Here is a 14322-nt window from a genome sequence, read left to right on the forward strand (position 1 = left end):
ACTGACCGTCACCACGGAGGCACAGGCAACTCCGGCGCTCCGCGCCTCCGCGCCAAGGATGCGATTCCTCCCGGGGCTGAAGCCCCGGGGTTCCTCGCAAGATCCCGCTGACTCAGGTCTTCAGGGCACGATCAGGATCTTGCCGCGGGCCTCGCCCCGGTGGAGCTGGTCGATGGCCTCGGCCGCCCCTGCGAGGGGGCAGGTGCGCTGGATCGCCGGGGTCAGGGTGCCGTCCTCGACGTGTCGCTTGAGCACGTCGAGGTCCTCCCGCCGCTCCGAGGCCATGAACCCCTTGAGGCTGTGGCGCACGAACGGGTTCAGCAGGGCCGCCCGCAGCACCCGGTCCATGCCGCCGAGCCACTGACCGCCGCCCTCGCCGCCGATGATGACAAGGGTGCCGCGCGGGGTCAGGGCCCGCCGCAGGTGCGAGAGGGGGCGGTTGCCGGCGGTGTCGAGGATGAGGTCGTAGGGCACGTCGCCGTCGGCGAAGTCCTCGCGGGTGTAGTCGATGGCCTCGTCCGCGCCGAGGGAGCGCACCAGCTCCGTCTTCGCGGTACTGCACACGCCGGTGACGTGAGCGCCGTAGGCCTTGGCCAGCTGCACCGCGAAGGTGCCGACCCCGCCCGCGGCGCCGATGACCAGGACCCGCTGCCCGGGTTCGACGCGGCCGGCGTCGCGCAGGGCCTGGAGCGCCGTGAGCCCGGAGATGGGCAGGGCGGCCGCCTGCTCCAGGGGGAGGCCGGCGGGCTTGTGCGCGAGCTTGTCCTGCGAGGCGGTCGCGTACTCGGCGAAGGACCCCTCGCAGATGCCGAACACCTCGTCTCCCGGCCGCAGCCCGGTCACGCCCTCGCCGACGCTCTCGACCCGCCCGGCGACCTCGCGGCCCCGCACGCGGACCTTGGGCGCGCGCAGCCCGTATCCCATGAGGCGCAGCAGACGGGGCCGCCCGCTCATGAGGTGCCAGACCCCGGCGTCCAGGGCGGCCGCCCGGACGGCTATGAGCACCTCGCCGCGGCCGGGCTTCGGAGTCTCGATGTCCCGGAGTCCGAGGACATCGCTGGAGCCGTATCCGTCCTGCACGATCGCCTTCACGGCGCCGTCCCTTCGTCGTCCGTGTACTGGAAGACCTGCTCAAGCGGTACCGCGAAGACGCGGGCGATCCTGAACGCCGTTTCGAGGGAGGGCGAGTAGCGGCCCTTCTCGATGGCGATGACGGTCTGGCGGGTGACACCGATGCGCTCGGCCAGCTCTGCCTGGGTCATCTCCGCGCGCTCGAAGCGCAGCGTGCGGATCCGGTTCGTGATGCCGGTCGGCTTCACCACGACTGGAACCCCCACCGGTAGGCGGCGAGCTTCACGACGGAGCCGAGCACCGCGGAGAGCACGAAGCCCAGGTAGATCACGTTGGAGATCCAGAACTGGTCCGCCTCTGCCATCGAGAGGGCCAGCGCCGCCACCGCGCCGATGACGAGGAAGGACTGCCCGGAGTACTCCCCGAGGCGGGCGATCTCCTTGTCGCGCTGGTCCTTGGTGTCGGCGTCCCCGGGCGAGGCGATCGCGACCAGGATGTGCAGGGCGATCGAGGCCGCGATCGCGCCCCCGACCGCCCACAGCAGCGGCGCGACGTACGAGACCTCCGCGAGGGGCACGCCGTCCTGGGCCCGGCCCAGTACGACGGCCAGGTACACGGCGTAGCCGGCGATGGCCACCACCCCCATGATCCACGCGCGCTTCTCCTGGAAGGCCACGTCCGCACCCACTCCCGTGTAAAACAACTTTGACACGGTGAATGTAAAATCAATCGCACATGATGTCAATAATTTCTTACACGGCTGGGTCGAAGAGGGGCCGGCCACTGCCTCGGACTGCGGCAGGAAGTCGCTGCAGAGGGGTTCTCCTTCCCAGTACCCATCAGTACATTGACGCCATGTCTAATACGCCGCCCGCGCCCGCCCCCGTGGCGTCGGAACACATAGAGCTCAAGGCACGGAACGTGTCCTTCGGCTGGGAGGACACCCCGCTCCACTGGCTGCCCTCCGACCCGTTCGCCGGGCACACCATCAACGTGCTGCACCTGCTGCTCCCCGCGGGTGAGCGCTGGTTCGTCCACGTCTACAAGCAGGTGCTCCCGTACATCAAGGACGAGCGACTGCGGGCGGACGTCATCGGCTTCATCGGCCAGGAGGCCATGCACGCCGCCGCGCACGACGACGTACTCCCCCACCTGAAGCGGCTGGGCCTGGACCCCACGCCGTACACGGCGCAGGTGGACTGGCTCTTCGAGAAGATGCTGGGCGACCGGACGCTGCCGCCGGGCAGGGCGCGCAAGTGGTGGCTCATGGAGCGGGTCGCGATGATCGCGGCGATCGAGCACTACACCGCGTTCCTGGGCAACTGGGTGCTGAACGCCGAGGAGCTGGACCGGCGCGGCGCAGACCCGATGATGCTGGACCTGCTGCGCTGGCACGGCGCGGAGGAGGTGGAGCACCGCTCGGTGGCCTTCGACCTCTTCATGCACGTGGACGGCAACTACCGCCGCCGGGCCCGGACATGGGCGACCGCCTTCACGGCGCTGGTCTTCCTGTGGCAGCGCGGCGCCCGCTTCTTCATGGAGAACGACCCGGAACTGCCCGCCGCCAAGGCCTCGGTGGGCCAGTTCCTGCGGGCCGGGCAGCAGGGGGTGCTCCCGTCGGCGGGATCGATGCTGAGGTCGATCCCGACGTACCTCTCCCGCACCTACCACCCCTCGCAGGAGGGCTCGACGGCGCAGGCGGTGGCCTACCTGGCCTCCTCGCCCGGAGCGAACGGCGGGGCCAACAGCGGAGCGAACGGCGCAGCGACCGGCGGCGCACCCGGCGGGGTGAAGGCATGAGGCGCGCCCTGACCGTGACGGCGGTGGCCGGTGCGGCCTGGCTGACCAAGCGGGCCGTGCGGCGCCGCATCACCCGTTCCCCGCTGTGGCCCCTCCCGGCGCTGGAAACCCCGGTCTCCGGCTACTCCCCGCGCCGGCTCCTGCACGCCCTGATCGTCTCGCGCACGAAGCCGGCTGAGGGCATCCTGCACCTGGTCCTGGAATCACCGGACCTCCCGGCGTGGACCCCCGGCGCGCATGTGGACGTGGTGCTCCCCTCGGGTCTGGTCCGCCAGTACTCCCTGTGCGGCGACCCGGCCGACGCGGGCCGCTACACCCTTGCGATCCGCCTGATCGAGGACGGCCGAGGCGGCTCCCGCGAGGCCCACGCCCAGCTGGTCGAGGGCGCCGAGCTCGCACTGCGGCCGCCCCGCAACCGCTTCGAGCTGGTCCCCGCCCCCTCGTACGCCTTCGTCGCGGGCGGCATCGGCATCACCCCGATCCTCCCGATGCTCCGGGCGGCTACGGCGGCCGGCGCGGACTGGACCCTGCTGTACGGGGGCCGCAGCCGGGCCTCGATGCCCTTCGCGTCGGAACTCACCGCGTACGGGGACCGGGTCACGGTCGTCCCGCAGGACGAGGCGGGCCTTCCCGGCCTGGCCCCCCTGGCCGGGATCCGGCCGGGCACCCTGGTGTACTGCTGCGGCCCGGAGCCGCTGATGCGGGCGGTCACCGAGGCCGCCCCGCCGGGCACACCCGTCCACCTGGAACGCTTCACCCCGGCCGCGCCCACGGGCGAGGCCAGGCCCTTCACGGCGGAACTGCGCCGCTCGGGCCGCACCGTCGAGGTCGCGGCGGACGAAAGCACCCTCGCGGCCGTCCGCCGGGAGCTGCCCAACACCCCGTACTCCTGCGAGCAGGGCTTCTGCGGCACCTGCCGGCACCGGGTCCTGGCGGGCGAGGTGGACCACCGCGACGAGCTCCTCACCGACGCGGAACGCGAGGACTCCATGCTGCTGTGCGTCTCCCGCGCCAAGAAGGAGGACCGGCTGGTCCTGGACCTCTGACGGGCGTCCGGCGCGTCACCCCCCTTCACACGCACGACGGCCCGGTGCGCACGTTTCCCGAACGTGCGCACCGGGCCGTCCGGTTTTCAGCGCCTGTCACTCCACTGGTCCAGGCTCAGGACCTTCGTCCAGTAGTAGTCCTGCCGGACGCTGGCACCCCTGCCCTTGGACGTATCGGGGCGGGAGCAGGCTCCGTCGTGACAGAACGACACCCAGCCGGTGGTGTTCGAGGCCTGGAAGTTGACCGTGACCGTACGGTCCTTCTTGTTTATCTTCGCCACCTGGTAGGACTCGCTCCAGGAGCCGACCACGGTTTCGAAGTCCCCGTTGCCGAACCGGGAGAAGAGGCCGACGGCGTCCATCGCCTCTCCGTGCCGATTCGCTTCGTGCCAGTCGGAGTCCAGTCCGACCTTCCCGGACTTGAGGGCGTTCGCCGTCTCGATGACTTCCTTTTCGACGGCCTTGTTGTGGTCCGTCGCCGCGATGGCGCGCGTCATTTTCGAATCGGGTCCGAAGATGAGGTGGGGATAGTCCTCGCCGCTGCCGTCCAGCCACATCCGGGCTATGTCATACGGTTCGAGTTCCTTCACCATGTCGAGGAACGCCGGGTCCGTCTGGTACCCGGCGGGGTATTTGATCTGGCCGAGGTAGACGGGGAGCGCGGAGCAGTATCCGTGGACCGCCGGATACATCGCGCACGAGGAGCGCGAGTCGTCCAGCCCCGGAATCGCGTCCCCGTACCGGTTTCGGTCCTTCTGCGACGAGGAACTGCCGCCACCGCCGCCGCCACCACCGCCGCCGCCACCACCGCTGCCGGGCACATCGTCACCGTCGCGGGGTTCGTGGCCCGGCGTCGAGTTGCGGCAGGTGGGGCAGGGGCGGGTCGGGCAGTCGACTTCGGCGCAGGCCCCACTGGGGTCGGAGGTGGTGACCGGGTTGTTGCCGGCGTAGCTGTAGCCGTTGAGCGACTGCGCGGAGGTCTTCACGAGAACCGGGTCGGCGCTCAGGAACTGGCCGAGCCCCGGGTCGTACTCGCGGACCCCGATGTGGGTGAGGCCCGTGTTGGTGTCCTCCGGCTTGTCGAGGAAGCGCCGGTCGTCCGGCCAGGTGGCCGGGCCGGTGCCGCGGGCGGCCCCGAAGGCGGTGGTGTACCGCTTGGCCACCGTCTGGCTGTCGTCACCGGAGACCGTCAGGCTGGAGGTGCCGTGGCTGTCGCCCGCGGTGAAGGACAGCTGCGGTGTGCCGGACTGGTTGGTCCGGACCGCCACCTTGCTGCTGCCCAGGGTGTAGGAGCGGACGGCCCACTTCTGGGTGCCCTTGACGTGGACCTCGGTGGCGCCGGTGTACAGGACCGTCTCCCCGCCGGCGGCACGGCGGATCAGCAGGTCTCCCTCGGCGTCGTAGAGGTAGTCCGTCGAGCCCGTGCCCTCGGCCAGCTTGCCGAGCTTGCCCTCCGCCGACCACGTCAGCGTCTGTGAGGTGCCGCTGCCCGGCGTTTCGGCGCGCCGGGTCGTGTTGCCCGTCGTGTCGTAGATGTACTGGGCGGAGACTCCCGCGCAGGTGCCGCCGGTGGTGGTGGCCGCCAGGGCGTGGGGCCGGACCGGGTCGTAGCAGTAGGTGCGGGTGGACGGGGTGGCCGCGTTGGTCTTCTCGGCCGCCCGCTGGCCCGACGCCGTGTAGGTGTAGCTGCTCCAGTACGGGGCCGCGCCGTCCAGGTTGGCCACGGTGCGGCCGGCCGGGGAGCAGTCGGCCGTCTTCGGGGTCCAGGCCTCGGTCAGGCGGCGCTGGCCGTCGTACGCGAAGCACTGGTTGTCGGCCTTGGTGAAGCCGCTCAGCGGGGCCGGGTCGAAGACGGACAGGACGTTGCCCGCCTGGTCGTAGTTGTAGGTCAGCTCTTGCAGCATGCCCGCGTGGGTCTGGTCGTTGACCGTGGACTTCAGCAGGCGGCGCGTGCCCTCCTCGTAGGTGTTGCCGATGAAGGTCTTCTTCACTCCCGCCGCCCCGGACCGGGCCAGGGTGAGCTGCTGGACGTCTCCCAGCGGGGAGTAGGCCACGTCCTGGACGTAGTCGCTGGTGCCGGTGAGTCGCTGGGGAAGGCCGAAGGCGTTGTAGTCGATCTGGAGGATCTCCGCGGGCAGTCCGCCGGCGGCCGGCACCGAGGTGGTGTTGACCGTGCCGTCGAGCCGGTGGCCGACCCCGTACTCGGTGGTGGCCGCGATGGCTCCGGAGGTGACCAGCGGGTCGTCGGCGGGGAGGATCAGCTGGTTCTTCGCGGGCCGCCCGAGCGTGTCGTACGCCGCGACGGCCTTCGTGTAGGCCTTGCCCGTCAGGCCGCCCTCGTAGCGGATGGCCGCGGTCGGCAGGCCGCGCAGGACCGTGTCGTACGTCCACGCCGCGAGCTTGGTCGCGTCGGACTTGGGCGACTTCCACAGACCGGTCCGGCGGCCCAGCTCGTCGTACCCGTACTCCAGGACCGTGTTGCGGGCGTCCTTGAACGTCGCGATCTGGTCCAGGGCCGTGTAGGTGGTGGTGGACTTCCCCTTGTCCGGGTCGGTGTTGGTGGCCTCACGGCCGAAGAGGTCGTAGGTGTACGTCCACTTCGTGTTGTCCGCGCCGGTGAGCGAGGCCTGCTTCCCGTCACGGGTGTAGGTGTGGGACACGCTCGTGTAGGCCGTGCCGGGGGTCGTGCCGCCGAAGGCGGGGTCGTCGGGGGTGGCGCCCGCGTAGGTGCGGGTCTCGGTGGTGCGGCCCAGGGCGTCGGTGACGGTACGGCTCGCGGTGCCGCCCTGGACGGCGGTCGTGGCCACCGAGTCACCGGTGTAGCTGGTGGTGGTGGACCACTTCTGCACGCCGTAGACCAGCAGGGCGGTGGTGGTGGCCCGGCCGGCGCCGTCGAACACGGTCTGCGTCTGGGACGGTGTGCTGCCGTACTCGGCGCGGGCGTAGACGCCCTCGGCCGCCTTGTCCTTGTCCCAGATGTCGGCGTACGTCTCGTAGGCCAGGCCGCGCGAGTCGTAGCGGGTGTCGGTCAGGATCCGGCCGCCGTTCGACGACGGGGTCTGCGTCTGGAGCGGGCGCAGCAGGGAGTCGGCGATCGAGTAGGCCGTCCGGTACGAGGTGCCGTTCGCCTGGAGCGTCGAGATCGAGGTCCACGGCTGCGAGCCGCGGACCAGCGAGTACCCGTACTTGACGTTCGGACTCTCGCTGTTCACGCTCCGGTTGGGCAGCCAGGTGCTGGTGATGCGGCCGAGGCCGTCGTAGCTGTGGTGGGTCTCCTTGCCGTTGGCGTCGACGGACAGCAGTGGCGAACCGCGGAGGTCGAACTCGCTGTAGGCCTTGTGCTGCTGGCCGTTGGACGTCAGTTTCGGCGCGGTGACCAGGGTGGCCGTCAGCGGTCCGGACCCGGCCGGCGTGTAGCTGGTGGTCGTCGTGTTCCCTGCCGCGTCCGAGACCGACAGCGGGCGGCCGAGCTTGGCGGCGGCCGTGTCGTACGTCGTCTTCGAGACGGTCTGCCAGCCGCCGGAGACCGCCGGATGGCGGTCGGCGGTGCCGATGGCCGCCGGATAGGCCTGGGCGCGGCCGGTCCACGTCGGCAGGCCCAGGCTGGGGCTCTGGTCTGCCGCCCAGCCGGTGGCGGCGGGGTTGTCGTAGACGGTGGCCGTGTCGGCGAGGACGTCGCCGCGGGTCGCCGCCGAGGCGGGCAGGACCAGCTGGTCGTCGGTGACGGAGCAGAGGGCGCCGACCGTGCGGACACGGGAGGTCAGGCCCGTCAGGCCCTTGGCGTCATTGCGGGCGTACCAGGTGCGGGTACAGGTCTCGTCCCCGGTCTTGGCGGTGTCTCCGGACGAGGACGCGTGGGTCTTCATTCCGTAGGTGTCGTCGTAGGTGAAGTCGCTCTGCGTGGTGCGCCAGGTGTGGGCGGCCGTCAGGTAGGTGTGGGCCTGGGTGCTCGCCGTGCGGACGTAGTACGCCTTGGTGTTGCCGTAGGACTGCTGCTGGGCGGCGGTCTGCTTGCTCCAGAAGCCGTTGACGGTCACGGAGACCGGGGTGGATCCGTTGTAGGTGATCTCCTGGCGGATCGATCCGGCGTACTGGTCGTCGTCGCTGACGTCGGGGACGGTCAGGCCGGAGACCGGGACGGCGGCGACCACGGCGGTGCGGGTCGCGGTCGTGTCCTTGCGCTTGTCCCCGTTCAGGCCCCGCATGAAGACCTTGACGCCCTTGCCGCGGGTCTTCCCGCTGGCGCCCGTGTACGAGGTGACCTTGCCGTAGCCGCGCCAGACGGACCAGGTGCGCTGGTCCTCGGGGGTGAGCGGGTCGTCGTTGTAGTGCCAGCCCGGGTTCTCGTACTCGTAGGAGTATTCGAGCAGGTCGTTCTGACCGGCCGGGTCGGCGACGGTCACGGCGGTGACGTTGTACTTGTGGAACCAGTCGAGCGCCATCTCGCCGCCGTTGACCGGCCAGTAGACCGGGTAGCAGGACAGGCTGTTGTCGTCCTCGGCCGCGGGCATCCGGCTGCCGCGCACGCACTGCGGGTCGGAGAGCGTGACGGTGGTGATCGATCCCGCCTCGGAGGTGATCGTGTTGATGCGCGGGCGGTTCAGCGGGACGATGTCGTCGCCGTCGGCGTCCACCCTGTTCGGGCGCATGTGGTAGGTGAATTCCACGGGCGGCAGGGGCACGGCGGTACCCGTGCTGCCCGTGCGCTTGAGGGACTTCAGGACCAGGCTCTGGTCGCTGGTGTCCCCGAGGTCGCCCGCGTCCAGGTACTCCTGGGTGAGGGCGTAGGAGTCGATGGGGGTGAAGGCGTCGGGCTCCGCGGCCGTGGACCAGGCGTAGGTGGTGGCGCCCGTCATGCGCTTGCGGGTGAAGAAGGAGGGTGCCACGGGGCGGCAGTCCGTCTCGGACGCCTCACAGAGGGCCTCGAAGGGGACGTCGGGCCAGTTGTCCGAGGTCTCCTTCGTCAGTGAGTCGCAGGTGGCGGCGAGGCAGCGCTCGGCGTAGCCGAGGGTCACCTTGTGGGAGGGGGTGGCCGAGAAGAGCGTGTCGGCGCGCTGGCCGTAGCGGATCTCCGTCAGGTAGCCGCCGCGGACGTAGCCGGCGAGCTTGGTCTTGTCGCCGTTCTTCGCGTAGTGGTTGGACTCCGCGGCGTACCAGTAGCTGGACGCGTTGCCGTGGACGTCCTGGACCAGGTCGAGGTTCCAGCGCCAGGCCTGGGTCTCGGCGCGGTCGGCGAAGGCGGAGCCCTTGGCGTAGCCCGGCTCGTCCTTGTCGTCGCCGAACACGGGGACGGTCCAGGTGGAGTTGGTGCCGTCGGCTCCGGCGCCGGGGAGCTTGTTCAGGCCGAAGGTGTAGGTCGTGCCGTCGCCGGTGACCACCTTCCAGTACTCGCCGTCGGCGTCGCCGTTGTCGGCGCCGCTCTCGCGGGTCACCTGGGAGGCGTCGTCGTCCTTCAGGCGCCACTTGCCCGTGGTGGCGTCCTTGACGAGTTCGGTGGACTTGCCGTTCAGGACCAGCGAGGCGTTGTCGTACTTCCAGCAGAGGTCGTACTTCTCGTCCTGCCCGTCGTCGTCGCAGGAGCCGTACTTGCGCTCGACGTACGAGGCGGTCAGGTCGAATCCCTCACCGATCTGGGAGCCCTGGTTGTTCGTGTTGGCGGTCCGGCCGTCGATGCTGCCCGAGTTGTACGAGAGCGCCAGCGACGGGGTGGGGCCGGCCACGGCGGCCGGCACGGTGAGCGGGTACGACCAGCTGAACGTGCCGGCCGAGGCACCCGACTCCCATGTCGAGGACGCCGAGAGCGGGGTCGCCTTGAAGTCGCCGCCGCCCTTCGGCGAGGCCGCGTCGGTCGCCATCAGGGCGAAGACGGCCGGCTGCTCGGTGCCGGCGGGAACGCGCCCAAGGGTCGCGGTCACGGAGCGGTTCTTGAGGCTGTTGTCCGAGGGCAGCGGAGCCGTCTTACGGCATTCCTCCTTCTCGGGGGTGGTCAGCGCACAGGCGGGCAGGGTGACCAGGCCCAGGCGGTTGGACCAGCCGCCGCCGACGGCGGAGGCGAAGGGCGCGTAGTCGACGGTGATCTGGGCGGGCCCCGGCCGTTCGGCCGTGGCCGAGAAGAGCACGCCCGTGATGCCCGCGCGGTCGGCCGTCCGCTGGTCGAGCACCTTGACGGTGGCCTTGCCCCCGACGGCGCCGGCGGGCGGCAGGTTCCTGGCCCGCGTGGAGGGGCGTACGTCGACCAGCGGCCGGGTGGCCGTCCGGGCGCCGGACACGTCCTGGACCAGGGTCGCGGCCTTCGGCCACGCGGCCCGGGCCTCGGCGCGGGCCCGGTCGGCCTGGACCTTGTTGGCGGCCTTGTCCCGGGCGACCCGCTCGCGGGCCTCCTTGGCGCCCTCGGCGTTCACCGCCCGGACCTTGGCGTCACGGGCCTTGGGGAGCCGGGGGGCGCCGGGGAGCTCGGCGGCGCCGGCGAGGGGGGCGAGGTACCCGGGCACGGAGAGCGCGAGAGCCAGGGCCGCCACCAGCGGAGCGCGGTAGCGCAGTCGTCTTGCGAGTTCTTCGGTGGACACGGTTTTCCTCAGAGGCTCGGAGTGAGTACGACGTCGTGGACCTGCTCGGCGCTCCTGAAGGCACCGGACCAGACCCGCATCCCCTTCACCGTCCCGGGGAGGTAGTGGCCCCAGGCGCCGTCGGTGAAGCCCTTGCCCACGGCGAACTCCGCGGTTCCCACGGCCGAGGTGAACGCGGTCGGCGCCCCTTGCGGCGTCGCGCCGAAGTACAGGCTGACCGTGCCCGTCTGCGCGTCGCGCACCCCGGTCACCTGCACGGGCGCGCCCGGCAGGACGGCGGCCTCACTGACGACCGACGGACCCGAGCCGTCGGCGGTCAGGCGGCCGAAGTACCACTTGCCCTCCACTTCGGTGCGCGTCTGCATGGGGTCGTCCGGGTCGCGCACGGTGACGTTCGCGGTCTTCTCGAACCACAGGCCCCAGGAGGACCCGGACGTCGTGCGCTGCCCCAGGACCTGCGCCTTGGAGCCGTTCGGACGGGCCAGCAGAGCGGCCCTGTCCAGCGTGGCCTCGGCCGTCACCGAGAACGAGCCCGAATCGTCCACCAGGGGGCCCGCGGCGGTCGCCGCCTGGGTGGTGCCGTTGAGCGCCAGGGCCCCGCCGGTCACCGAGGTGCCCGCGGTGGTGGTGAGGTTGCGGCCGTATCCGGAGGTGTCCGGGAGGGTGCCGGGCTGGGAGAGGTCCCAGGCCCCGGCCAGTTCCACGTACGCCTTGCCGGTGGCCGGGTCGAGGAGCGAGGCGTCCTGCTTGACGGCGGGGCCGGTCAGCTCTTCCTGCCAGACCTTGAGCTCGTCGATCCGGCCGGGGAGGTAGTCCACCCAGTTTCCGGCGTGCTTGATGAAGCCGATGCTCATCGCGCCGGGCGAGGCGATGGGGTTGCTGACGGTCATCGAGCCCTGGGAGACTCCGTTGACGTAGAGCGTCGCGATGTCGGTGACGTCGTTGTACGTCGCGGCCACGTGGGTCCACACCCCGGCCTGAGCCGGAGTCGTCCCGGTGAGCCGGCGCATGGTCTTGTAGCCCTCCACGGTGTCCTCCGTGGCCATCTGCATCATCCACGGCTTGCCGGCCCAGGCCGTGATGGCGACACCGCTCATGCTCTGGCCCGCCTGGCCCACCAGCGAAAAGCTGCCGTCCGTGCGGTCGAGCCGGACCCAGCCGGCGACCGTGAAGGAGGCCCGGGTGTCGATCACCGGCTTGGCGGTGATGGCGTACTGGCCGCTGCCGCTCAGCTGGAGCGTGCGGTCGTTGTGCGGGGTGGGGGTCTCGACCCAGCCGCGGCGGCCGCTCTCGGTGCGCAGGCTGCCCGGGGCGAGATCGGCGTTGTCCCGCAGGGCCGGATCGGTGGTCGACACGTCCACGGCCTGGCCGTCGAACTCGTCGAAGTTCCAGTGGGCGACCGGACCGGGCCCTTCCTTGACCACGAAGTCGACGATGTTCTCGGCGCCCCAGCGGCCCAGGGAGTCCTTGGCCTTCACGCTCAGGCGCATGGTCCCGGAGAGGGGCGGGGTGATGGAGACGGTCGGCTGCGCCCCGGCGACCTCCGTCCACGCGGAGGCGGTGGCCAGCTTGTACTGGTAGGCGGTGTTGGTGTCACCACTGCCCGGCCCGAAGGTGAACTGGCCGGGCGTGCCCGGCTTGCCGGCGGCGGTGCAGCTGACGCTGGTGCAGGCGCTGTACGGGCTGCCGAAGGTGATCACCGGGGCGTTGGGGGCACTCGGGTCGACCTTGAAGTAGCAGTCCCCGCTCGGGGCGCTGTCCCGCCAGTTCGAGCCCGCGAAGGATTTGGTCCAGGCGCGGAACCGGTACAGGGCGCCCTCCTGGAGGGTGGCCGGCGGATCACTGGTGATCTTGACGTTGTCGGCGACGTAGCCGGAGCTGGGCCGCTCGATGGCCCAGGGATCCTCCGGATTGGCCCGGACCGGGCCCCAGCTGCCGTCGGACTCCTTCTTCTCCGTCTGGAACGCGATGCGCAGCGAGGCGCCCGGTTCGCCGCCCCACACGGTCTCCGTGATCGCGGTCAGGGCCGGTGTGGGGTCCGAGACGATCGTCGGCTTGGACGCGTCGCCGGTGCAGACCTCGCCGGAGCCCGCGACCAGGCCGACGTAGATGGGGACGTTGGGCTTGCTGATGTAGTCGACGGACAGGACGGCGTCGTTGCGGAAGCGCTTCCACGCGGCGGTGTCCGATTCGTCCTCGGCGCGCAGCTCCAGCACCAGGCGGTTGTAGCGGCCGTTCGCGAAGTCACGGACGGTGGGGGTCAGGTTCTCGTCCGGCTCGTCCGCCGCGTCGGAGAACTCGACGGGAGCGGCGGGCGAGTCCGGGTCACAGGCCGATCCGCGGCCCGCGGACAGCCAGCGGTCGCCCATGAGGTCGGCGTAGTTGGGCTTGTTCGACCAGGTCGTGGACGGGTTGATCTCCGCGTCCATGCGGACCAGCCAGACATTGCGCACGCTGCACTGGAAGGCCCACGGCTCGGTGATCCGGAAGCGGGCCCAGAGGACCTCCTTGCCGGCGAGCTTGTTCGGCGAGAACTCGAAGTAGAGGCGCTGTACGTAGCCCGGTCCGCAGTAGTAGCCGTTCCAGGAGCCGCACTTGCCCATGCCCTTGCCCATGTTGTCGGAGCCGTTGTCCCAGTTCCAGAACGAGACGCCGTCGTTGCGGAGCGCGGTGTGCTCGGTGCCGTCGTCGAGGGAGACGTCCGGGTCGATGTAGAGCGGGAACGCCGCGGGGTCGGTCTGGCCCAGCAGGCCGGCGTCGGGGACGACGGCGAGCGACTCGGCGCCGACCTGGATGGGCATGTCGGCGACCTGGTCCCCGGGCGTCGGCCCGTCGGCGGGCGTCTCCTCCGGGGCGGCTGCGGCGCGGCTCTTCGGGGCGGCCCCGCCCTCCGCCTTGAGCGCCGGGGACTTGGTGCGCGGGGACTGCGTGGCGACCGCGGGGTCGCCCTTCGAGTCCCACATGCGGGCGGGCGGGGCGGTGAACACCGGGTTGCCGTTGGCGTCGGCGGCGACCATGCCGCCGCCCTTGCTCGCGTTGACCCGCAGCCGGTCGGCCTTGAGGGCGAACTCGATGCGCTTGAGGCGCGGGTTCTTCGCGGCTTGCGGGGTCTTGACGACGAGGACCTCGCGGAAGCCCACCTCGGTGGCGGTCATCCGCAGGTCGACGCCGGGCAGCACCTCCGGGTAGACGGCGCTGTCCCCGTCGAGGACGGGCTTGGGCAGCTTGCCCGGCCAGCCGAGGGACATGGTGTGCGCGCCGCGGCGGATCGTGACGAGGCCGGCCTTGTCGCCGCCGCCCGAGAAGCTCACCCCGGCGACGGCGGCCTTCGGCCCCACCGTCCCGTCAGGGCGGACCTCCAGCGTGGCGTCGGGCTTGACCCAGTCGCCGCTCCCGGCCTTGACCCGGACGGGCACGACCGACTGGTCGAGGCGGAAGGACTTGCCGTCCGGATTGGCGTAGGTGGTGGCGAATTCGCTCCGTTCACCGATCACTTCGACCGGCTGGCCGGATTTCGCGGCTTCCGCGAGGGCCTTCTGGCTCTCGGAAGGCGCGGGTGCCGCGGTCGCGGCTCCGACGCCGGCTGCGGCTTCGGCCGCTGCCGCGTTCGGCGTGTACGCAGGTACGACGCCCGCCAGGAGTACGGCGCCGAGCGCCGTCGCCATGGCATGGCGGATCGTTCTGCCTCTGATCGCAGACATGTCCCCATCCCCCCATTGATGCCGGGTCCTCCCCAGACCCGCGTGATCCGGCCATGAAGCCGATCACATCGGCGCATGCTGGCACAGCCCAACTGACGCATCAATGGAGCCAGTTGGCCGATTCTCGATTTGCAAGAA

At 70.9% G+C, this 14322-nt stretch carries 7 protein-coding genes; 2 read left to right on the top strand and 5 right to left on the bottom strand.

All coding sequences use genetic code 11. From position 1 onward, the window contains the following. Window positions 1-120 precede the first annotated feature (120 nt). Genes J7I97_RS16365 through J7I97_RS16375 form a run of 3 tightly spaced genes read right to left on the bottom strand, consistent with a single transcriptional unit; the run spans window position 121 to window position 1783 of the window. Window positions 121-1092, bottom strand: coding sequence for an NAD(P)-dependent alcohol dehydrogenase (locus J7I97_RS16365; RefSeq protein WP_214935517.1), 972 nt, complete (start codon window positions 1090-1092; stop codon window positions 121-123). Next, window positions 1089-1322 carry a helix-turn-helix transcriptional regulator gene (locus J7I97_RS39595; protein WP_374103610.1) on the bottom strand — a complete coding sequence of 78 codons (234 nt, stop codon included), beginning with the start codon at window positions 1320-1322 and terminating at the stop codon, window positions 1089-1091. The genes J7I97_RS16365 and J7I97_RS39595 overlap by 4 nt, the downstream gene beginning before the upstream one ends. Then, window positions 1316-1783, bottom strand: coding sequence for a hypothetical protein (locus tag J7I97_RS16375; RefSeq protein WP_308364196.1), 468 nt, complete (start codon window positions 1781-1783; stop codon window positions 1316-1318). Before J7I97_RS16375 ends, J7I97_RS39595 begins: the two co-directional genes overlap by 7 nt. Before the next feature lie 143 nt (window positions 1784-1926). On the opposite strand from J7I97_RS16375, the gene J7I97_RS16380 reads away from it, so the two are divergent. Beyond that, window positions 1927-2871, top strand: a complete 945-nt coding sequence (locus tag J7I97_RS16380; RefSeq protein ID WP_214935519.1) for a metal-dependent hydrolase — start codon at window positions 1927-1929, stop codon at window positions 2869-2871. Continuing rightward, window positions 2868-3917 carry a PDR/VanB family oxidoreductase gene (locus tag J7I97_RS16385; protein WP_214935521.1) on the top strand — a complete coding sequence of 350 codons (1050 nt, stop codon included), beginning with the start codon at window positions 2868-2870 and terminating at the stop codon, window positions 3915-3917. The genes J7I97_RS16380 and J7I97_RS16385 overlap by 4 nt, the downstream gene beginning before the upstream one ends. An 86-nt stretch (window positions 3918-4003) precedes the next feature. Here J7I97_RS16385 and J7I97_RS39600 read toward each other — a convergent pair whose 3' ends face one another. Beyond that, window positions 4004-10483 carry an RHS repeat-associated core domain-containing protein gene (locus J7I97_RS39600; RefSeq protein WP_308369201.1) on the bottom strand — a complete coding sequence of 2160 codons (6480 nt, stop codon included), beginning with the start codon at window positions 10481-10483 and terminating at the stop codon, window positions 4004-4006. Window positions 10484-10491: 8 nt separating this feature from the next. Next, window positions 10492-14184, bottom strand: a complete 3693-nt coding sequence (locus J7I97_RS16395; protein ID WP_251058857.1) for a LamG domain-containing protein — start codon at window positions 14182-14184, stop codon at window positions 10492-10494. Between the last annotated feature and the right edge of the window lie 138 nt (window positions 14185-14322).

Origin of the sequence: Streptomyces sp. ISL-87 (genome assembly GCF_018614095.1) — a bacterium.
In the GTDB taxonomy this organism is placed as follows: Bacteria; Actinomycetota; Actinomycetes; order Streptomycetales; family Streptomycetaceae; genus Streptomyces.

Bases quoted from the DNA above. Each gene is read 5' to 3' on its own strand.
- J7I97_RS16395 (WP_251058857.1), bottom strand. From the start codon at position 14,184: ATGTCTGCGATCAGAGGCAGAACGATCCGCCATGCCATGGCGACGGCG.
- J7I97_RS16380 (WP_214935519.1), top strand. From the start codon at position 1,927: ATGTCTAATACGCCGCCCGCGCCCGCCCCCGTGGCGTCGGAACACATA.
- J7I97_RS16385 (WP_214935521.1), top strand. From the start codon at position 2,868: ATGAGGCGCGCCCTGACCGTGACGGCGGTGGCCGGTGCGGCCTGGCTG.